The 20,416-nt window shown below is 72.4% G+C and carries 18 protein-coding genes; 5 read left to right on the top strand and 13 right to left on the bottom strand.

Annotation, left to right across the window (positions count from 1 at the left end; translation table 11 throughout):
• Positions 1-88 precede the first annotated feature (88 nt).
• The 4 genes from ADK52_RS35475 to ADK52_RS35460 all read right to left on the bottom strand — a co-directional run bounded on the left by ADK52_RS35475 (position 89) and on the right by ADK52_RS35460 (position 3,688).
• A complete protein-coding gene (locus ADK52_RS35475) occupies positions 89-364 on the bottom strand; it encodes a hypothetical protein (RefSeq protein ID WP_053693967.1) in 276 nt (91 codons plus the stop codon).
• Positions 365-596: 232 nt separating this feature from the next.
• Positions 597-1,454: a LytR/AlgR family response regulator transcription factor gene (locus ADK52_RS35470; RefSeq protein ID WP_053693966.1), complete on the bottom strand. Its 858-nt coding sequence runs from the start codon at positions 1,452-1,454 to the stop codon at positions 597-599.
• A gap of 122 nt (positions 1,455-1,576) precedes the next feature.
• Positions 1,577-2,539, bottom strand: coding sequence for an SCO0930 family lipoprotein (locus ADK52_RS35465; RefSeq protein ID WP_053694066.1), 963 nt, complete (start codon positions 2,537-2,539; stop codon positions 1,577-1,579).
• A gap of 126 nt (positions 2,540-2,665) precedes the next feature.
• A complete protein-coding gene (locus ADK52_RS35460) occupies positions 2,666-3,688 on the bottom strand; it encodes a GDSL-type esterase/lipase family protein (protein WP_234344391.1) in 1,023 nt (340 codons plus the stop codon).
• 332 nt (positions 3,689-4,020) lie between these two features.
• Here ADK52_RS35460 and ADK52_RS35455 point away from each other — a divergent pair, with 332 nt between their 5' ends.
• Entirely contained in the window at positions 4,021-5,493 is a 1,473-nt protein-coding gene (locus ADK52_RS35455) for an amino acid transporter (RefSeq protein WP_053693965.1), read from the top strand.
• A 10-nt stretch (positions 5,494-5,503) separates the two neighbouring features.
• Positions 5,504-5,959 carry an Lrp/AsnC family transcriptional regulator gene (locus ADK52_RS35450; protein WP_007262967.1) on the top strand — a complete coding sequence of 152 codons (456 nt, stop codon included), beginning with the start codon at positions 5,504-5,506 and terminating at the stop codon, positions 5,957-5,959.
• Positions 5,960-6,038: 79 nt separating this feature from the next.
• Here ADK52_RS35450 and ADK52_RS35445 read toward each other — a convergent pair whose 3' ends face one another.
• Together ADK52_RS35445 and ADK52_RS35440 are read right to left on the bottom strand one after the other, a co-directional pair.
• Positions 6,039-6,356 (bottom strand): WhiB family transcriptional regulator, encoded by a 318-nt coding sequence (locus ADK52_RS35445; protein WP_053693964.1) that lies wholly within the window; start codon positions 6,354-6,356, stop codon positions 6,039-6,041.
• 214 nt (positions 6,357-6,570) lie between these two features.
• On the bottom strand, positions 6,571-7,287 hold the full coding sequence (locus ADK52_RS35440; protein WP_053693963.1) for a GNAT family N-acetyltransferase: 717 nt from the start codon (positions 7,285-7,287) through the stop codon (positions 6,571-6,573).
• A 296-nt stretch (positions 7,288-7,583) separates the two neighbouring features.
• Between ADK52_RS35440 and ADK52_RS35435 the strand changes: the two genes are divergently transcribed.
• Both ADK52_RS35435 and ADK52_RS35430 read left to right on the top strand, forming a co-directional pair.
• Entirely contained in the window at positions 7,584-8,384 is an 801-nt protein-coding gene (locus ADK52_RS35435; protein ID WP_053693962.1) for a carbon-nitrogen hydrolase family protein, read from the top strand.
• 51 nt (positions 8,385-8,435) lie between these two features.
• Positions 8,436-10,133 carry a flavin monoamine oxidase family protein gene (locus ADK52_RS35430; protein WP_053693961.1) on the top strand — a complete coding sequence of 566 codons (1,698 nt, stop codon included), beginning with the start codon at positions 8,436-8,438 and terminating at the stop codon, positions 10,131-10,133.
• Between the two features lie 123 nt (positions 10,134-10,256).
• Here ADK52_RS35430 and ADK52_RS35425 read toward each other — a convergent pair whose 3' ends face one another.
• From ADK52_RS35425 to ADK52_RS35415, 3 genes are all read right to left on the bottom strand, one after another.
• Complete coding sequence (locus tag ADK52_RS35425) at positions 10,257-10,898, bottom strand: DUF5995 family protein (RefSeq protein ID WP_053693960.1); 642 nt, start codon at positions 10,896-10,898, stop codon at positions 10,257-10,259.
• A gap of 91 nt (positions 10,899-10,989) precedes the next feature.
• A complete protein-coding gene (locus ADK52_RS35420; protein WP_053693959.1) occupies positions 10,990-12,414 on the bottom strand; it encodes a uracil-xanthine permease family protein in 1,425 nt (474 codons plus the stop codon).
• A gap of 84 nt (positions 12,415-12,498) precedes the next feature.
• Positions 12,499-13,713: an MFS transporter gene (locus ADK52_RS35415; RefSeq protein WP_053693958.1), complete on the bottom strand. Its 1,215-nt coding sequence runs from the start codon at positions 13,711-13,713 to the stop codon at positions 12,499-12,501.
• Positions 13,714-13,768: 55 nt separating this feature from the next.
• Between ADK52_RS35415 and ADK52_RS35410 the strand changes: the two genes are divergently transcribed.
• The gene (locus tag ADK52_RS35410; protein ID WP_053693957.1) at positions 13,769-14,926 is read left to right on the top strand and encodes an ROK family transcriptional regulator; all 1,158 of its coding nucleotides are present in this window, start codon (positions 13,769-13,771) and stop codon (positions 14,924-14,926) included.
• Positions 14,927-15,017: 91 nt separating this feature from the next.
• On the opposite strand, the gene ADK52_RS35405 is transcribed toward ADK52_RS35410, so the two are convergent.
• The 4 genes from ADK52_RS35405 to ADK52_RS35390 form a co-directional block, all read right to left on the bottom strand.
• Entirely contained in the window at positions 15,018-16,010 is a 993-nt protein-coding gene (locus ADK52_RS35405; protein ID WP_234344390.1) for a CorA family divalent cation transporter, read from the bottom strand.
• Between the two features lie 132 nt (positions 16,011-16,142).
• On the bottom strand, positions 16,143-16,910 hold the full coding sequence (locus ADK52_RS35400) for an SDR family oxidoreductase (protein ID WP_053693956.1): 768 nt from the start codon (positions 16,908-16,910) through the stop codon (positions 16,143-16,145).
• Between the two features lie 30 nt (positions 16,911-16,940).
• Complete coding sequence (sigJ, locus tag ADK52_RS35395) at positions 16,941-17,879, bottom strand: RNA polymerase sigma factor SigJ (RefSeq protein WP_267887316.1); 939 nt, start codon at positions 17,877-17,879, stop codon at positions 16,941-16,943.
• A gap of 120 nt (positions 17,880-17,999) precedes the next feature.
• On the bottom strand, positions 18,000-20,372 hold the full coding sequence (locus tag ADK52_RS35390; RefSeq protein WP_053693955.1) for a chitinase C-terminal domain-containing protein: 2,373 nt from the start codon (positions 20,370-20,372) through the stop codon (positions 18,000-18,002).
• Positions 20,373-20,416 lie beyond the last annotated feature (44 nt).

Raw genomic sequence — 20,416 nt, 5'->3', positions numbered from 1 at the left:
GGGTACCGGAGTCTACGCACGCCCCCGGACCCGGCAACAGACGCGAACCGGGCCGATCCCACCCCCTCCCACCGGCCGAAAAGGGGTGTCAGACGGCGGGGTCGCGGTGCTCGGCGCAGTCCCGCAGCGCGATCTCCAGTTCCACGTACGAGTCTTCGGCGCGGCGGAAGGCCAGGGTCAGCGCCGCCTCCGCGCGGGGCGGGAGCTGCCGGCGGACGCCCTCGTTGGCCTCGTACAGGACGTCGGCCCAGCGGGCGGCGGCGCTGCGCAGCCGGGCGAGCAGCAGCTCGGCCTCGGCGGGGCCGGCGGGCGGGGTCCGGGGCAGTGCGGCGAGCGCGTCGAGCAGCGCCTGGATCTCGGCCATCCGCACCCCCAGCTCGTTCCCGGCGGCTCCACCATAGGTGCGGGGCCGGTCCACCGCGGGCGGCGGGGGCCGCCCTGCGACCGGCGGCGGGCGCGGGGCGCCGTACGTCCCGTTCGGTGCGACGAACGGCGCACGGGCACGCCGGACGGTCGGTGGCCGCCCAGGCCGTCCCTTCCGGATTCTGCCCGACCCGCGCCGCCCGGCACCGCAAGATCCCGAAGGGACGACACAGCTAGCCGGTCGCCTGGCGCATCAGCAGGTCCCGCAGCTGGCGGGCGTGGCGCCGGCTGACCTGGAGCTCGGCGGATCCGACCCGGACGCTGGTGGTGCCGGCGTCCATCCGGAGCTCGTCGATCCGGCCGAGGGCCACCAGGTGGCGGCGGTGGATGCGGACGAACCCGCGGGCCGCCCAGCGCTCCTCCAGCGTGGAGAGGGGGATGCGGACGAGGTGGCTGCCCTCGTCGGTGTGCAGCCGGGCGTAGTCGCCCTGGGCCTCGACGTACGCGATGTCGGCGATCGCCACGAACCGGGTGACGCCGCCCAGCTCGACGGCGATCTGGTCCGCGGTGCGGTCGGCGACGGTGAGCTCGGGGGCGGGGCGGCGCTGCGGCGGGACGGAGGGGCCGGGGAGGCCGGGGAGACCGGTACGGCCGGCCGGACCGGCCGGTTCCGCGGGCCCGGGCTGCTGCGCGGCGCTCCGGCCCAGCAGGACGCAGGCCCGCCGGACGGCCTCGCCCAGCCGCTCCGGGCGGACGGGCTTGAGCACGTAGTCCACGGCCTTGAGGTCGAAGGCCTGGACGGCGAACCCCTCGTGGGCGGTGACGAACACGATCAGCGGCGGCCGTGCGAACCCGGCCAGCAGCCGGGCGATGTCGAGGCCGGTCAGCCCCGCCATGTGGATGTCGAGGAAGACGACGTCGATGCCGTCGGGCCCCTCGGGGCCGGTCTCCAGGGCCCGGGTGATCCGCCGCAAGGCCTCCGTGGCGTCCGAGGCGCCCTCGGCGCTCAGCACCCGGGGGTCGGAGCGCAGCAGGTAGAGGAGCTCCTCGAGGAGCGGCTTCTCGTCGTCGACGGCCAGTACGCGCAGCATGCGGTGGAGTGTAGGGAGGAGCGCGCCAGGGCGGAACGGTGCGCGGCCCGCCCGCCCGGGGGGAGAGGGGCAGGGGGCCGCGCGGTTCCGGCTGTGGGGGGATGCGGGGGAGGGGCGGTGGATCAGGAGGTGGTGATCAGCTTGCCGTCGGGGGAGACCGCGTACCAGGTGCCGCCGACGCCCTGGCCGTTGATGTCGCCGGCCTTCTTGTCACCCGAGAAGGTGTAGACGGGCCAGCAGTCGATGGCCTGCTGCTTCTTGCCGTCGGGGCGGTCCAGGACCGAGTAGCCCTTCTCCACGATGCCCTTGGCGTTGGCCTTGTCCACCGGGGGCACCACCGGCCACTTGGCCACGCAGTCGCCGGTGCAGTTGGAGGCCATCGGCCAGGCGGTGTCCTTCTTGAACCGGTAGACGGTCATCCCGTTGCCGTCGACGATGTGCTCGCCCAGCTTGGGGTCCTTGGCCACGGTCAGCGCGCCCGCGGCCTCGCCCGCACCGGCGGGCGCTGCGGGCGCGGCGGCCCCGGCGGCCGCCTTCGAGGCCTTCTTGCCGTCGGGGGCGAAGGCGAACCAGGTCCCGCCGACACCCTGCCCGTTGGTCTCGCCCGCCTTGGTGTCCTTGCTGTACCGGTACACCGGCCAGCCGGCCACCGTCAGCTGCTTGCTGCCGTCGGTACGCACGACCTCGCCCAGCAGCGCCGCGTCCATGCCCGCGGCGGCGGTGGCGTCACCGGCCGGGACGGCGGGCCAGGTCTTCGCGCAGTCCCCGTCGCAGTTGGACTTCGGCGGCTTGGCCGTGTCCTTGTCGAAGCGGTAGAGGGTGAAGCCGGCGCTGTCGGCGAGGAGGGAGCCGATCTGCTCGTTCTGGGCGACCGCCAGCTGCCCGGCGCCCTTGGCATCGGCACCGGCGGCGGTTCCCGCGCCGTAGTCGGAGGAGCCGTAGTCGCCGGCGCCGGAAGCGGGAGCCTGGGACGCGGCCCCGGCCGGCTTCGCGTCGCCCGCCGTGTCGTCCCCTCCGCAGGCGGTCGCCGTCAGGGCGACGACGACTGCGACGGCGGCCAGGGTGGTTCCGCGCTTGATGCCCATCTTGATCTCTCCCACGTGTGGTGTCTCCGTGTCCGCCGCCCGTCTGCGCGGTGCGTCGGCAACTGTGCTCAGGACACGCCCTGTCGGGGTCGATCTGTTCAAGCGGATTCCTGTGGGCTGTTTCACTCACCCGGAACCGAACCCGGAGCGCCGCAGAGCCGTGACCACAGCGAGGCCGAGGACCTGGTGTCCGGAGTCGTTGGGGTGCAGTCCGTCCGCCAGGTGCTCCGGACCCAGCAGGTCACGGCCCGGCAGCAGGGCCAGGCGGTCGTCCCCGGCGGCGATCCGGTCGCGGGCGGCCCGTTCCATCGCGTCGCGCAGGGCGCCCAGGGTGGCGCCGAGCCGGTTCGGGGTGCGCTCGGCGTCGGGCCGCAGTACGGGGGAGACCAGCAGCAGCGGGGTCCGCGGATGCCCCTGGCGGACCAGGTCGAGGAACGCGCGGGTGGTCTCGTACAGCAGCGGCGCCGAAAAGGGCACGCGGGACCAGCAGTTGGTGCCGAACGCGAGGGTGAGGACGTCAGCGGGCAGCCCCGCGATCTGCTCCGCGGTGGCGAGCTCCCCGCGGGCGGCGCCCGCGTACCCGAGGTTGACCGTGTCCCAGCCCAGCGCCCGTCCGGCGACCGCGGGCCAGCCGTGGGCCGGCCGGGTCGACCACCAGCCCTCGGTGATCGAATCGCCGTGCACCACCCAGCGCGGGCCGGCCGGGGCCGGGGCCACGGCGCCGCCGATCCCGCGCAGGCCGAGGATCAGCGGGGACTGCGCCTCCGGCGGGTGGAGGGTGAACGGGCCGGTCCCGCCGGGCAGTTCGATCCGTACGACGGCCTCCGCGGCCGGGTCGGTCCAGACCTCCCGGACCACCCCGTGCCGGTCCCACAGGGCGAAGCCGTGCGCGAGGTCGCGCAGCGCGTCGGTGGGGCCGGGCACGGTCGCCCGGTAGCGGATCTCCACGGCGTGCGCCGCGTGCGCCGTGAACTCCAGACGCACCCCTATCGGCAGGGTGGCCCGCTCCCCGGTGTCCCACGGCAGCCGCATGCCGTCCTGCGGGTCGGCCCGGACCGGGCGCCCCTTGTCCAGCCAGGCGACCCCGCGCAGGAAGGGCCCCGGGTCCAGCCAGTGCGTGGCGGTGTTCCCGGCGTTCACGGTGTTCACGGCGTGCCTCCGGTCGTGGGTCCCGGCGGCATGCTCCGGGAGATCTGACGAGGTGTCAACGATGGAGACAAAGGGGACGTACGCACTGATCGATCATCCGTGCGCAACAAAGGACCATCCAGGACAGATCCGCGCAACGATCGTGCGGCAATGTGCAAGGATGGTGCATTACGGGCGGTATCACTCAGCTCGTAGGCTCACTCGCTGTACGTGGAGTGGCGCGGACCGCCTGCTCGGCGGTCCCCCATGCCCAGGCTCCTTGTCTGTGTCCTGCCCCGGACCGCTGCGGTCGATGCCTCAGTCCCCATCCGCAGTGTCAAAGGAGTCCCCTCGTGCTCGAAACCGGCCAGGCGCCACCGCTCACCTCCGAGCCCCGCAAGCCTGTGAACCCTCTGCTGCGCCGCAAGCCGGTCGAGCAGATGGTCGCCGAGGGCGGCCAGGGCGAGGGCGGAACCCTGCGCCGCTCGCTCACCATGTGGCAGCTGACCATGATCAGCATCGGCGCCACCCTGGGCACCGGCATCTTCGTCGTCCTCGGCGAGGCGGCCCCCAAGGCCGGCCCGGCCGTCACGATCTCCTTCATCATCGCGGGCCTGACCGCCCTCTTCTCGGCCCTCTCCTACGCGGAGCTGGCCGGATCGGTGCCGGTCTCCGGCTCCTCGTACTCGTACTCCTACGCCACCATGGGCGAGTTCATCGCCTGGGTCTGCGGCTGGTGCCTGGTCCTGGAGTACGCCGTCTCGGTCTCGGCCGTCGCCGTCGGCTGGGGCCAGTACCTCAACGAGCTCCTCGACGGGACCATAGGCGTCACGCTCCCCGAGAAGCTCTCCGCCGCCCCGCTGGGCGACGGCGGCTTCATCAACCTGCCGTCCCTGGTCGTCGTCCTGCTCGCCATGGTCTTCCTGCTCCGCGGCGCCAAGGAGAGCGCCCGGATCAACACGATCATGGTCGTCGTGAAGATCGTCACCCTGGTGCTCTTCATCGGCATCGGCGTCATGGGCATCAAGTCCGGCAACTACGCCCCGCTGGCCCCGCTCGGCGTCACCGGCATCAGCGCCGCCGCCTCCACGCTCTTCTTCTCGTACATCGGTTTCGACGCCGCCTCCACCGCCGGTGAGGAAGCCAAGAACCCGAAGAAGGACCTGCCCCGCGCGATCATGCTCTCGCTGGGCATCGTCACCGTCCTGTACTGCCTCGTCGCCTTCGTCGCCGTCGGCGCCATGCCGTGGCAGGACTTCGAGGGCACCGAGGCCGCGCTGGCGCAGATCATGACCAACGTCACCGGTGACTCCTTCTGGGGCGTCGTCCTCGCCGCCGGCGCGGTCGTCGCCATCGCCTCCGTCGTCTTCGCCGTCCTCTACGGCCAGACCCGCATCCTCTTCGCGATGTCCCGCGACGGCCTCGTCCCCAAGGTCTTCGCCAAGGTCGACGAGAAGACCGGCGCCCCCCGCGCCAACGTGGTGATCGTCTCCCTCTTCTGCGGCGCGCTCGCGGCGTTCGTCCCCCTGGGTGAGCTGGCCAACGCGACCAGCATCGGCACCCTCTTCGCCTTCGCCCTCGTCAACGTCGCCGTCGTGATCCTGCGCCGCACCAAGCCGGACATGCCGCGCACCTTCAAGGTGGCGCTCTTCCCGGTCACGCCGATCCTCGGCTTCCTCGCCTGCGGCTACATGATGTACAGCCTGCCGACCGCCACGTGGGTCGCTTTCGGTGTCTGGATGGCCGTCGGCCTCGTGGTGTACTTCCTGTACGGCATCCGCCGCTCCCGACTGGCCACGGCAGAAGTGGCCACAGCAGAAATGTGATCCACCCGCAGTGCGACTGAACGATCTCGACGAACGCATCGTGCACGCCCTCGCCGAGGATGCCCGCCGCTCCTACGCCGACATCGGCTCCGAGGTCGGACTCTCGGCCCCGGCCGTGAAGCGTCGCGTGGACCGGCTGCGGGCCGAGGGGGCCATCACGGGCTTCACCGTCCGCGTCGACCCGGCCGCCATGGGCTGGGAGACCGAGGGCTTCATAGAGATCTACTGCCGCCACAACACCTCTCCGGACGACATCCGGCGAGGGCTGGAGCGGTACCCCGAGGTGGTGTCCGCGTCGACCGTCACCGGCGACGCGGACGCCCTCGTCCAGGTCTTCGCCTCCGACATGCGCCACTTCGAGCGCGTACTGGAGCGCATCGCGGGCGAGCCGTTCGTGGAGCGCACCAAGTCGGTGCTGGTCCTGTCCCCGCTGCTGCGCCGCTTCACGTCGGGCGCCCCGGCCTGACACGCCCCCGGACACCACACCACTGCGCCCCGGCATCTATGCCGGGGCGCAGTCGCGTCCGGGGCCCCGCGGGCGGCGTTCAGCGGTGCCCGGCACTCACGGGGGCCGCGCCGGTGCGGCGGCCGGCCGGCTCCATCAGGGGCCGGCGTTCCTCCTCCGTCAGCCCGCCCCACACCCCGAAGGGCTCGCGGGTCCGCAGCGCGTGCTCCAGGCACGCGGAACGCACCGGGCAGACCGCGCAGACCCGCTTCGCGGCCTCGTCGCGGTCCTCCCGCTCCTCGCCCCGCTCGCCGGCCGGGTGGTAGAAGCGCCCGGGGCCCAGATTCCGGCAGGCGGCCCGCAGCTGCCACTGCCAGTGATGCTGGGCGGTGCCGGGCAGCCTTGAGACGTCGGTCATGGCAGTTCCTTTCCGTGGGTTGCCACGCGTGTGACCGCTGTGCGCCCCGCGAAACCCACTGCCGTGTCCGAGACGTGCGGGTGTCCACGTACGACGCCCGTCTCCGGTCATGGTCAACCGCCACAGGCTGCCGGGCGCGACGCGATGTCCAACGCCCGTTTCTCCGTGTGGCACACCCCACCCACATCGGCGGCGCGTGATGGCCGGGCCCCGCTCAGGCCTGCTCGTCCGGGGTACGGACGCCCATGAAGTACGGACGGCGGCGGAGGGTGAAGCCCATCGACTCGTAGAGGGCGATGGCTCCCGTGTTGTCCGCCGCCGCGTGCAGGAACGGGCGGTCGCCGCGTTCCACGATCTCCGCGGCCACCGCACGGATCAGGCGGCCGGCCAGGCCGCGGCCCCGGTGGTCCGGATGCGTGCACACCGCGCTGATCTCCGACCAGCCCTGCGGGCGCATCCGTTCCCCCGCCATCGCGACGAGCCGGCCTTCGTGCCGGATCCCGAGGTACGTGCCCAGCTCGACGGTGCGCCGCGCGAACGGCCCCGGCTTCGTGAGCTCGACCAGCTCCAGCATCTCCGGTACGTCGGCGGGCCCCAGCGGGACCGCCTCGGGCGCGGCATCGGCCCGTACCGCCCCGCCGTCCAGCTGCACGCCCGGTATCGAGTTCTCCGTCGTCCACCCCGGGGGAGGGGTGGGCAGACCGGTGATCCAGACCGTCTGGCCGGGCCCGGCCAGCGCGGCGAGATCCGCCCAGGACTCGGGGTCCTCCGGGTCCGCGAGTGCCACGAACGGCGAGATGTCGGCGACGTAGCGCGCCGCCAGACCCCGGGGCCCGGTCTCGGCGAAGGCGCTGCTCGGGCCGCTCAGGGCGGCCCAGACCGGATTGTCGAGAACGTGGACCGGGGTGGCCGTGTCGATGTCGGACGCCATGGGGTGGGAGACTCCTTCTGCCGGTGACGACGGTCGTGCGGGTCGCGCGGGTCATGCGCGTCTGCGGGTCATGAAGGTCAGCATCCGGCCCGGCCGGGTTTATGCCCCGGTCGCCCCGGCAGCCGCCACGCGCCCGCCGACCGGGGACGAACGGTCCCGCGCAACGAATCTCCGTCCGGGCCGCGAAACACGCAACGAATCGATGCGCGGAGCGCAACGGTCATGGCTTGTCGGCGTCGAACGGGTGAACGTACCTTCAATAGGACCCACTCCCCTCCTGCCACAGAGGTACGCCCATGCCCCCGCTGCGCACCGCCCTCCTCCAGAGCTCCGGACGGCTCGGCGACACCGCCGAGAACCTGAAGGCGCTCGACGGGGCCGCGCAGCGCGCCGCACAGGCGGGTGCCGGGCTCCTCGTGACGTCGGAGATGTTCCTCACCGGCTACGCGCTGGAGGTCGAGGACGTCGCCGCCCTCGCCGAGGCCGCCGACGGCATGTCGGCCCGCGCCATCGGCGAGATCGCCCGCCGCCACGGAGTCGCCGTCCTGTACGGCTACCCGGAGCGCGACGGGGACACCGTGTACAACGCGGCCCAGCTCATCGGCCCCGACGGGACCCGGCTCGCGAACTACCGCAAGACCCACCTCTTCGGCTGCTTCGAGCAGGACGCCTTCACCCCCGGCGACACCCCCGTCGTCCAGGCGGAGCTGAACGGCCTCCGCATCGGCATCATGATCTGCTACGACGTGGAGTTCCCGGAGAACGTCCGGGCCCACGCCCTGGCCGGCACCGACCTCCTCCTGGTGCCGACCGCGCAGATGCACCCGTTCCAGTTCGTCGCCGAACAGCTCGTCCCCGTACGGGCCTTCGAGAACCAGATGTACATCGCGTACGTCAACCGCACCGGTCCGGAAGGCGAGTTCGAGTTCGTCGGACTCAGCTGCCTGGCGAGCCCCGACGGGGCGACCCGCACCCGGGCCGGGCGCGGCGAGGAGCTGGTGATCGGCGAGGCCGATCCCGAGCTGCTGCGCGCGTCGCGCGAGACCAACCCGTACCTGCGCGACCGCCGCCCCGGGCTCTACGCCTCCCTCGTCTGAGCCCCGCCAGCGCCCTCCCCCCAGCCCCACCCCCGCAAGGAGCCGTACCCCATGACGTCCACGGTGCCCACCACCGCCGTCCCGCACAGCGACGGACAGCCGCCGATCACCATGTTCGGCCCGGACTTCCCGTACGCGTACGACGACTTCCTCGCCCACCCGGCGGGCCTGGGCCAGATCCCGGCGACCGAGTTCGGCACCGAGGTCGCCGTCATCGGCGGCGGGCTGTCCGGCATCATCTCCGCGTACGAGCTGATGAAGATGGGCCTCAAGCCCGTCGTCTACGAGGCGGACCAGATCGGCGGCCGGCTGCGCACCGTCGGCTTCGAGGGCGCCGGCACCGAGGGTCTGACGGCGGAGATGGGCGCCATGCGCTTCCCGCCGTCCTCCACCGCGCTCCAGCACTACATCGACCTCGTCGGCCTGGTCACCGAGCCCTTCCCGAACCCGCTCGCCGAGTCCACCCCCTCGACGGTCGTGGACCTCAAGGGCGAGACCCACTACGCCGAGACCATCGCCGACCTCCCGCAGGTCTACCGCGACGTGTCGGCCGCCTGGAACGCCTGCCTCGACGAGGGCGCCGACTTCTCCGACATGAACCAGGCGATGCGCGAGCGGGACGTCCCGCGCATCCGCGAGATCTGGGCCAAGCTCGTCGAGAAGCTCGACGACGAGACCTTCTACGGCTTCCTCTGCAAGTCCGAGGCCTTCCAGTCCTTCCGCAAGCGCGAGATCTTCGGCCAGGTCGGCTTCGGCACGGGCGGCTGGGACACCGACTTCCCGAACTCCATCCTGGAGATCCTGCGCGTCGTCTACACCGAGGCGGACGACCACCACCGCGGCATCGTGGGCGGCTCGCAGCAGCTGCCGGTGCGGCTGTGGGAGCGCGAGCCCGAGAAGATCGTCCACTGGGCGCAGGGCACCTCGCTGTCCTCCCTGCACGAGGGCGCCCCGCGCCCGGCGGTGACCCGCCTGCACCGCACGGCCGGCAACCGCATCACGGTCACCGACGCCTCCGGCGACATCCGTACGTACCGTGCCGCGATCTTCACGGCGCAGTCCTGGATGCTCCTGTCGAAGATCGAGTGCGACGACACGCTCTTCCCGATCGACCACTGGACGGCGATCGAGCGCACCCACTACATGGAGTCCAGCAAGCTCTTCATCCCCGTGGACCGGCCGTTCTGGCTGGACAAGGACGAGGAGACCGGCCGCGACGTCATGTCGATGACCCTCACGGACCGCATGACCCGCGGCACCTACCTGCTGGACAACGGTCCGGACCAGCCGGCCGTCATCTGCCTCTCGTACACCTGGTGCGACGACAGCCTGAAGTGGCTGCCGCTGTCCGCGAACGAGCGGATGGAGGTCATGCTGAAGTCCCTCGGCGAGATCTACCCGAAGGTCGACATCCGCCGCCACATCATCGGCAACCCGGTGACCGTGTCCTGGGAGAACGAGCCCTACTTCATGGGCGCGTTCAAGGCCAACCTGCCGGGCCACTACCGCTACCAGCGGCGCCTGTTCACCCACTTCATGCAGGACCGCCTCCCCGAGGACAAGCGCGGCATCTTCCTCGCGGGCGACGACATCTCCTGGACGGCGGGCTGGGCCGAGGGCGCGGTCCAGACGGCGCTGAACGCGGTCTGGGGCGTCATGCACCACCTCGGCGGCTCCACGGACGCCACCAACCCCGGCCCGGGCGACCTCTACGACGAGATAGCCCCGGTCGAACTCCCGGAGGACTGACCCACCCGGTCGCTCCGGCCCCATGACCACGGGCCGCCCCCGCGCCACGAGCGCGGCGGCGGCCCGTTTTCATGTGCCCGCTCAGGAGGCCGGAGTCAGGAGGCCGGGCTCAGGCGGCCGGGCTCAGGAGGTCGGGGTCAGGAGACAGCGGCCCACCAGGCCCACGCCGGCGTCCAGGGAGTCCGTGAACTCCTCGGCCAGGTCGGGGGAGCGGCGCAGGGTCCACAGCAGGCGGGCCGCCGACCAGGCGGCGCCGCGGGCGCGGTCCAGGCTCCAGGAGCCGAGCAGGTGGGTCAGCGGGTCCGCGATCTCCAGCAGGTCCGGACCCGGCATCAGGTCCTCCCGGATGTGCTCCTCCAGGGAGACCAGGGTGTCGCCGACCCGGTCGAAGTCCGCTTCCAGGGCCCGGGGTTCGCAGTCCAGGGCCCGGCAGGTGGCGACCACCGCCAGCGCCAGGTCGTGCCCGATGTGCGCGTTGATCCCGGCCAGCGCGTGCTGCAGCGGACGGACCCCGGGGTGGCGGCGGTACTGGAGGAGCGGGCGCCAGCAGGCCGGGGCCCGGTCCGCCTCCACCGCCGTCAGGTACCGCTCCGCGAAGCGCACGCTCAGCGCCTCCGCCCGCCGCGGCGCCGGGAACTCCCCGTGGGAGATGCGCGCGTGCAGCGTCTCCGTCACCGTCAGGTACACCCGGTTGAAGACGGCGACACCGTCCTGCGCGGGGAGCCGCTCGTCCAGGGCGCGCATCCGCGCGAGTACCGCTTCCATGGGTGGCAGCGTCGCAGCCGGCGCTGCGGATCCGGGGAACTTGGCCGTGTGCTTCGCCGGTTCGGGCGAACCCCGACCGCTCGCCGGCCGCTCAGGAGCGGGCGTCCCGGGCGGCTCCGTCCTCGCCCGAGTCCTCGTCCGCGTCGCCGGTGTCGTACGCCGACGTGCCCGAGTCGAGCAGCGGCTCCTGCTGCTTCAGGTGCGCGGGCGCGAAATACCGCAGCGTGTGGTAGCCCGTGATCACCACGATCGTGCCGAGCGCGATACCGCCCAGCTCGAAGCTGTCCGTGAACTGCAGCTTCACCCCGCCGATGCCGATGATGATGCCCGCCGCGGCCGGCACCAGGTTCAGCGGATTGCGCAGGTCCACCCCGCCGTTGATCCAGATCTGCGCGCCGAGCAGGCCGATCATCCCGTACAGGATGACGGTGATCCCGCCGAGCACCCCGCCGGGGATCGCGGCGACGACCGCGCCGAACTTCGGGCACAGGCCGAAGAGCAGCGCGAAGCCGGCCGCCGCCCAGTAGGCCGCCGTCGAGTAGACGCGGGTGGCCGCCATCACGCCGATGTTCTCGGAGTACGTGGTGTTCGGCGGGCCGCCCACCGCCGTGGACAGCATCGACGCGGCGCCGTCGGCCGCGATCGCGGTGCCGAGCTCGTCGTCGAGCGGGTCGCCGGTCATCTCGCCGACGGCCTTGATGTGCCCGGCGTTCTCGGCGATCAGGGCGATCACCACGGGCAGCGCGATCAGGATCGCCGACCACTCGAACTGCGGCGCGTGGAAGGACGGCAGCCCGATCCAGTCCGCCCTCCCGACCCCGGAGAGGTCGAGCCGCCAGTGGTCGACGGCCTCGGTCCCGCCCACCGTCGAGTGGATCTTGCCGAAGATCAGGTCGAAGACCCAGGAGACGGCGTACCCGAAGATCAGCCCGAGGAAGATCGCGATCCGCGACCAGAAACCCCGCAGGCAGACCACGGCCAGCCCCGTGAACAGCATGGTCAGCAGCGCCGTCCACTGGTCCTGCGGCCAGTACGTCGAGGCCGTCACCGGCGCCAGGTTGAAGCCGATCAGCATCACCACCGCGCCCGTCACCACCGGCGGCATCGCCGCGTGGATGATCCGCGCGCCGAAGCGCTGCACGGCGAGCCCGGCCAGGAACAGCGCCACGCCGACCACGAACACCGCGCCCGTGACGACCGCGCTGTCCCCGCCGCCCGCCCGGATCGCCGCCGCGACGCCCACGAAGGAGAGGGAGCAGCCCAGGTACGAGGGCACCCGCCCGCGCGTGGCCAGCAGGAAGATGGCCGTCGCGACACCCGACATCATGATCGCGAGGTTCGGGTCCAGGCCCATCAGGACCGGCGCGACGAAGCTCGCCCCGAACATGGCCACCACGTGCTGGGCACCGAGCCCGGCGGTCCGCGGCCACGACAGCCGCTCGTCCGGCCGCACCACCGCTCCGGGGGCGGGGGTCCGCCCGTCTCCGTGCAGGGTCCAGCGCACGCCGAGGCCCATGTTTCCACCACTTCCGTCGAACAGAACGACACCGATCGATCAAGATGCTGGCCGCCGGGGCATGCCCCGGCGGCCAGCGCCATTTTACGGTCGGATACTTGCCGGTACGTCCCGATCCACGGGCGCGGGCCCGGCCGCCACCGGCTTCTGCCTCAGTACGGCGGCCCCCGCGACCAGCGCGAACGCGAGCAGGGTGACCAGCCCGAAGGAGACCACGAGCGAGGTCGCGTCCGCCACCGCGCCGATCGCCGACGGTGCGATCAGCCCCGAGGTGTACGTGATCGTCGCGACGCCCGCGATGGCCTGCGCCGGGGCCGGCCCGCTGCGCGCGGCGGCCGCGAAGGCCAGCGGGACCACGACCGCGATGCCGAGCCCGATCAGCCCGAAGCCCGCGATCGCCACGGCCGGATCCCCGGCCGTCACCACGAGCACCCCGCCCGCGGTGGCCAGCACCCCGCCCGCCCGGACCGTGCGCACCGCCCCGAACCGGTCCACCACCCGGTCCCCGACGAGCCGGGCGAGCGCCATGGTGAGCGCGAACGCGGTGGTGCAGGCGGCCGCGAGACCGGCGTTCGTGTCGAGCACGTCCCGCAGGTAGACCGCGGACCAGTCCATGCTCGCGCCCTCCGCGAAGACCGCGCAGAATCCGATCGCGCCGATCAGCAGCGCGGACTTCGGGGGCAGCGCGAAGTGCGGCGGGGCCTGCGCCCCGGCGGCGCTCCGCAGATCGAGTACCCCCCGTACGGCGATCAGCCCGGCCGCGGTCAGGGCGAGCGAGGAGACCAGGTGGTGCAGCCGGGCGTCGGCCCCGGCGTGGGCGGCGACCGTGCCGGCTGCCGAACCGATCAGCGCGCCCACGCTCCACATGCCGTGCAGCGAGGACATGATCGAGCGGCCGAGCCGGTTCTCGGTCTCCACGCCCAGCGCGTTCATCGCCACGTCCGCCATCCCGGCGGTCGCTCCGTAGACGAACAGGGCGAGGCACAGGGTGGCCAGGTTCGGGGCGAGGCTCGGCAGGATCAGGGACAGGGTCCACAGCACCAGCAGCCCGCGCAGCGCGGCGCGGGCCCCGAAGCGGTGGTTGATCCGGCCGGCCAGCGGCATCGCGACCGCCGCGCCCAGGGCGGGGAAGGCGAGGGCGAGGCCCAGGGTGCCCGCGCCGAGCTGGGCGTGGTCCTGGATCCAGGGGATGCGGGTGGCGAAGGAGCCGGTGACGGCTCCGTGGGTGCAGAAGACGGCGGCGATGGCGAAGCGGGCATGGCGCAGGCGCGCCGGGCTGAGGTCTGTTTCCCCTGTCATGGATTTAAACTATCAGGGACCCTGCCTGATAGTTAGTGTGCCGGAGCTACCTAGGATGGGCGCCGTGATTCCTGCCAAGGCCCTGACCCCCGCCGCTCCGTCGCCCGCGTCGCCGAGCACGGCCCGGGCCATCAACGACCGCCTGGCCCTGCGATTCCTTCAGGAAGAGGGGCCGCTGACCGCCACTCAGCTCAAGGCGATGACCGGCCTGTCCCGCCCCTCGGTCGCCGACCTCGTCGAACGGCTCACCGACGCCGGGCTGATCGAGGTGGTGGGGGAGTCGGGCGAGCAGCGCCGCGGCCCCAACGCCAGGCTGTACGGGATCGTCGCCCGCCGCGCGTACCTGGCCGCCCTGGACGTACGGACGGACAGCGCGACGGCGGTGGTCGCGGACCTGCTCGGCCGCCCACTGGCCCGGGCCGCGCTCCCGGTGGACGCCGTCGACGAGGCCGTGACCCGGCTGGAGGACCTCGCGCGGGAGGCCGGCGCGGACCGGCTGCACACCGTGGTCGTCGGCGCCCCGGGCCTGGTGGCCGCGGCCGGCGAACTGCGCAGCACCGTCGGACTGCCCGCCTGGCACCGGGACCTGGTGGCGGCCCTCCAGCGGCGGCTGCCGGCCGCGGTGGCCGTGGAGAACGAGACCAACCTCGCGGCCCTCGCCGAACAGCGCGTCGGCGCGGCGCAGGACCTGGACTCCTTCGTCCTGCTGTGGCTCGGCGCGGGCGTCGGCGCGGCGGTCGTGCTGGACGGGCGCCTGCGCCGCGGAGCCTCCGGCGGCGCGGGCGAGATCGGCTTCCTCCCGGTGCCGGGCACCGGCCGGCTGCCCTCCGCCACGGACTGCGGCGGCGGCTTCCACGCGCTGGTCGGCCGGGACGCCGTGGTCGCGCTCGCGGCGGAGCACGGCTACGCCGGGCCGGTCGAGGAGGCGGTGGCGGGCGCCGCGGGCGAAGCCTTCCTGGAGGCCCTGGCCCAGCGGCTCGCCCTGGGCGCGGCCGCCGTCGCGGCCGTCCTGGACCCGGGATGCCTGGTCCTGGCCGGCGGGCTCGGCCATGCGGGCGGCGCCGGCCTGGCGGCCGCGGTCGCCCGCCGGCTGGCAGCGCTGACCCCCGTGCCGATGGAGGTCCGCGCCACCGCCCTCGGCGACCCGGCGGTCCTCACGGGCGCCCGCCTGGCCGCCCGCGAAGCCGCCCAGGCGGACCTCTTCGCCCCCTAGACCGTCTCTTCCGGATCTTGCTTGACCGGCAAGATCCGGAAGAGACGGCCCAGTGCCGTGACCGGACCAGCCCGGTGGGCCAGGACACGGCCTAGCGGTCGTCGTCGAATTCCTCGTCGTCGTGCAGCCTCCGCCAGATGCGGGTGCGGTGCAGTACGTACAACGCGATGACCAGGAAGACGACTTGCAGGCCCACGGCGAGCAGCCAGAAGACGGCCCCGCTCTCCAGCTCGTCCGTCAGGTACGCGAAGTTCATGCCGAAGAACCCCGTCAGGAAGCTCAGTGGCAGGAAGATCGTCGACACGATCGCCAGACGGTTGATCACGCCGTTCTGCTCGCCGGACACCAGGGAGGAGTAGGTGCTGAAACCCCGCCGCGCGGCTTCCTGGAGCGCCTCGATCTCCGTGAGCACCTGCCTCGACACGCGCTGGTACTCGCGGGCGAGCCGGTGGCGCTCCTCCGGGAAGTTGCGGTTCAGCACCCGGCGCGTGATGGTCTCCTCCGCCGCCTGGTGGTAGGGGAGGAGCGTGTGGTGCAGGAGCGCCGCGGTCCGGCGCAGCCGCGCCAGGCGGTAGAGCTGCTCCGGCTCCCGCCGCCGGAACATCGCGTCCTCCAGGTCCTCCACCTCCAGAAGGGCCTGGACGGCGGACCGCCGATAGGTCTCCACGGCCTCGCCGAGCAACAGGAACAGCGTGGCCACGGCGTCGGGCGGCCTTTCGTGCGGGAAGCGGGCGATGAGGTTCTCCACCAGCCCGGCCGGTCCCCGGTGCACCGCGACCAGGTACCGCTCGGTGGCCACGACGTGGAGGTGGATGACCTGGCCCGCCTCGATCGCGGGGACGACGAACGCGGCGCTGTCGCCGCGGAACTCGGCGCGGGCGGACTCCGTCTCCCGGCCGAGCCACGCCAGGTCGTCGGCCTCCAGGCCGAGCAGGTGGGCCACCGGCTGTTCCCCGGGCGGGGCCTCCTCGGGCAGCTCCGCGTCCACGAACAGGAAACGGGATTCCGCGAGACGCTCACGGGCCTCCGACACCGGGGCGCGCCGCGCGAAGCCCTCCGGCATGGACACCACCGAAACGATCATCGCCCCTCACCGTGGATCATGCCGCGGGTCACGTATGTGCCGACATCACGCACATCGTCCCTTGGTGGGGCGGGGCAGGCGCACCGAGGACTCCATGTGGCGGCAACCGCCCGCGGCCCCGCTGCGCTGTCCTCAGCCCCTGGCCTCCGCGGCCTCCGCGGCCCGGGCCGTCAGGAACTCACTGAAGGTGATCGTGCCGACCGCGTGCGACGGGGTCAGGTTGCCGCCGCGGCGAAAGGCCGCGTACGCCTTGCCCGCCAGCGGCAGCGCGAACACCTTGCGCCTGCGCCCCGTCGCCGCCAGGTACGCCCGGCCCAGCTCCACCAGAGTGTGGATCTGCGGGCCGCCCATGTCCGTGACCCGGCCCGCCGGGGCCGGAACCGCCAGTTCCGCCAACCGGTCCGCGACCTCCTCGACCGCGATCGGCTGCACCCGCACCCCCTTCGGCAGCGGCACCGGCACCACCGGTACCTTCGCCAGTGCGTCCACCAGCATCGCCACCAGGTCGTGGAACTGCGTCGTCCGCAGGATCGTGACGCCCAGCCCCGACGCCTCCAGCATCCGCTCGACCTCGTGCTTCACCGTGTAGTAGCCGAACGGGACCACGTCCACCCCGACGATCGAGATGTAGACGATGTTCGTGACCGTCCCGGCCCGCCGGGCCGCCTCGATCAGGTGCCCCGCGGCCACGTCGTCGCCGCCGCGCGGGGTGCTCGCGCAGTGCACGACCACCTCCGCGCCGGCCATCGCCGCGTCCAGCCCGCTGCCGTCCCGCAGATCCACCGGGTAGTCCTTCGCGCGGCGGCTCAGGACGCGTACGTCGTGGCCCGCCGCCCGCAGCCGGGTGACGACCAGCCCGCCGAGGTTTCCGGTGCCTCCGGTGACGAGGATCGTGCTCATGGTGTCCGTTCCTTCCCTGAAGGGGTCCGTTCACCAGCTGGGACCGGACAGCCCCCGGGAATGTGACAGCTGCCGCTGGAGGAATTCCAGCTTCTCCGGATTCGCCATGCTCCGCACCCCGCGGACCAGCCCGTCCTCGAACTCCACCTGCAACACCGCCGCCCCGCCGACGAGCAGCGCGGGTTCGCCGTTGACCTCCGCGAGGGAGATCGGCAGACCGGCCCCGTACTTGCGCAGCGCTCCCGCCAGGAACCGCGCCACCTTGTCGCGGCCCAGGATCGGCCGCCGGGCCGCGGACACGTTCCCGCCGCCGTCCGCCACGTACCGCACGTCGGCGGCCAGCAGGGATTCCAGCCGGGCCAGGTCCCCCTCGCGCGCGGCCGTCAGGAAGGTCTCCACCAGGCTCTGCCACTGCGCCGGATCCGGTGCGAAGCGAGGGCGCGGCGCGCCCGCCCCGCCCGTCTCCGCCCGGCCCGCCTCGACCTTGCCCGCGGCCCGCCGGTAGAGCCGGCGGCAGTTGGGCTCGGTCAGGGCGAGCAGGGCGGCGATCTCCCGGTGTCCGTACGCGAAGGCCTCGCGCAGCACGTACACCGCCCGCTCCACCGGCGTCAGCCGCTCCAGCAGCACCAGCACCGCCATCGAGACGCCGTCCCGCTGCTCGGCCGACTCCAGCGGCCCCAGCGCCCCGCCCCCGGTGAGGACCGGCTCCGGGAGCCAGGGGCCGGCGTACTCCTCGCGCCGGGCCCGCGCCGAGGTGAGGCGGTTCAGGCACAGGTGCGTGACGGCCTTGGCGAGCCAGGCCCCGGGGTGCTCGACGTCCTGGCGCCCGGCGGAGCTCCACCGCAGCCAGGCGTCCTGGACCATGTCCTCCGCCTCCGCGGCGGAGCCGAGCATGCGGTAGGCGATCCCGAACATCCGGGGCCGGTGCTCCTCGAAGTCCGCGAGCGCCGCGGGGTCCTGGGTGATCACCGCAGCAGCCTACGAGGGCACCCGCGGCCGGACGTGCGAGGACCCGGTGGCCGCCGGGCCACCGGGTCCTCACGTCTCTTCACCCGCGGCGCCTGCGGTCCCCGCGGCACCCGCGCGGTGTCAGCAGGCGCCCTGGTCCTTCCAGACGCCCCACTCGCCGGTGGTGCCGGGCTCCTCGTTCTGCGTCCACCACTGGGCCTTCCAGGTGTGGCCCTTGTGCGAGACGAGGTTCCCGCTGTTGTAGACCGTGCCCGCGACGTAGGCCGGGTTCGTGCAGGTCCCGCCCGGCGGCGTCGTGGGGGGAGTCGTCGGCGGCGTCGTCGGGGGAGTGGTCGGCGGCGTCGTGGGCGGGGTGGTCGGGGGCTGGGTGGTGCCCGGCTCCGTCACCGTCGTGCCGCGCGCCAGGTCCCCGCCGAGGGCGTAGGTGGTGCCGGAGATGTTCACCGTCCAGTTGGAGGGCGTGGAGACCGGCAGGTAGTAGTTGAACGCCAGGTCCACCGAGGCGCCGGGAGCCAGCGTCTGCCACGCCGGGAGCTTCAGCGAGACCCGCTGGAAGTCGCCCTTCAGACCGCCGACGTTGCTGCCGGTGTGGCCGCTGCCGATCACCTTCGTGCCGAAACCGGACTGGTCAGAGGCGTTGTCCGGGGCCGAGGTCCCGTAGTCGAACTGGAACTCGGTGCCGCCGGGCAGCGTGGTCTTCGTGTTGTTGGTGATCTTGAGCTTCGGGGTGATCGGGTAGTTGGAGTCGCCCAGCTTGAACTCGCCGAACTCCGTCTTGATGTCCACGGCCTGGGTCGGCAGGGCGGTCGCGCCCGCCTTCTTCGCGCCGTACGGCGCGGCCGACTTGAACTTCTCGTACATCAGGGAGGTGAGGGTGTCGCCCATCTCGTACTGGCCCTTGGCGGCGTTGTACCCGTAGTCGCCCGCCAGCTCCCAGACCATCGTGCCGCCGATGCCCCTGTTCACCACGTAGTCGGCCTTGGCGGCGACGGACTGCTCGTCCTCCGTCGACAGGAAGACCTTCTTCTGGGCGTTCCACAGCCACGGCGCCACCAGCGTGGAGTCGTACTTGCGGGCGTAGGTGCCGGTCAGCGTGGTGTTCGCCGGGAAGCCGTACTTCGTGACGTAGTCGCCGACGACGCCCTTCTCCAGATTCTTGGCGTGCCACATCGGGTTGGAGCCCGCCGGGGACTCGACCCCGTTGGTGTCCAGGTCGTGCCACAGGTTGTCGATGCCGACCGCGCCGTCACCGCACTTGGTCAGCCCCGCGCCGGCCGGGCAGGTGGTCGCCGGGGCCTTGCCCCACAGGCCGTCCGTGCCGCCCTGCACGTTCTTGAAGCCGCGGGTGTAGTACGGCAGGCCCATGTTGATGCGGCCGGCCGGCATGGAGCCGCGGAAGTAGTGGTAGGCCCAGTCGGAGTTCAGGTAGCCGATGCCGCCGTACTGGGAGGTGGAGTAGACGCCGGCGGCGGCCAGTTCGCCGTCCTTGCCGTCGTCGAAGAGCGAGGCGTTCGGGCCGACGTACTCGTTCCAGGCGCCGTGCAGGTCGTAGGACATGATGTTGACGTAGTCCAGGTACTTCTGCATCTGGAACGTCTCCATGCCCCGCAGCAGGTAGCCGGAGGAGGGGGCGGCCACGGAGAGCAGGTAGTGCTTGCCGTCGGCGGCGCCGGCGCGGTCGAGCTTCTCGCGCAGCGACTTCATCAGGGCGGCGTAGCCCTGGACGAGGCCGGCCCGGCGGGCGTTGGAGAGCTGCCAGTCCAGCGGGTTGCCCGCGTCCTTCATGGTCGTCGGGTACTCGTAGTCGATGTCGACGCCGTTGAAGCCGTACTTCCGGATGAACTCGACGGAGGAGTCCGCGAAGGTGTCGATGCCGGCCTGGTTGACGGAACCGTCGGCATGGGTGGCCATCGAGTAGAAGCCGCCGGAGGCGACCCGGCTGCCGTCGTCGCCGAAGTAGCCGCCGGTCTCGGCCCAGCCGCCGACCGAGATCAGCGTCTTGACGTTCGGGTACTGCTTCTTGAATTTGTTCAGCAGGTTGAAGTGGCCCTTGTAGGGGAGGGCCGGGTCCATCTCGGCGCCCGCCACGCCCGGCCAGGTCATCCCGGTGGCGGCGTTGTTCGCGCTGTCGCCGCCGACCGAGATCTTGTTGTCGGAGCCGACGTGGGCGAAGGCGTAGTTCAGGTGGGTGACCTTGGACCACGGGACGTTGTTGGCGAGGTAGGCGGGGGTGCCGTCCTTGCCGGTCCGCCAGCCGGTGAAATATCCGATGACGCGGCGCTGGTGGTCGGCGCCCATCTTCTCGCGGCCTTCGGAGTCGTAGACGGAGCAGTACGGGACGTCGACGCCGGCCGTCTTGTACAGCCCGTCCGGGCGACAGCTCTCGTTGTCGGCCGCGTGGGAAACGCCCGCCGAGAGCCCGCCGACCAGCAGTCCGGCGATCGCGGCGCCGGATGTCAGGAGCATCGCTCTCGTACGTGTGGGGGACAGCATGGTGCCTCCTGGGGAGGGGAGGATGGCAGACACATGGGACACAA

The organism is Streptomyces sp. WM6372, assembly GCF_001279655.1.
In the GTDB taxonomy this organism is placed as follows: domain Bacteria; phylum Actinomycetota; class Actinomycetes; order Streptomycetales; family Streptomycetaceae; genus Streptomyces.
The sequence above is the reverse complement of the archived record's forward strand: the minus strand, read 5'-3'. Positions and strand labels throughout refer to the sequence as shown.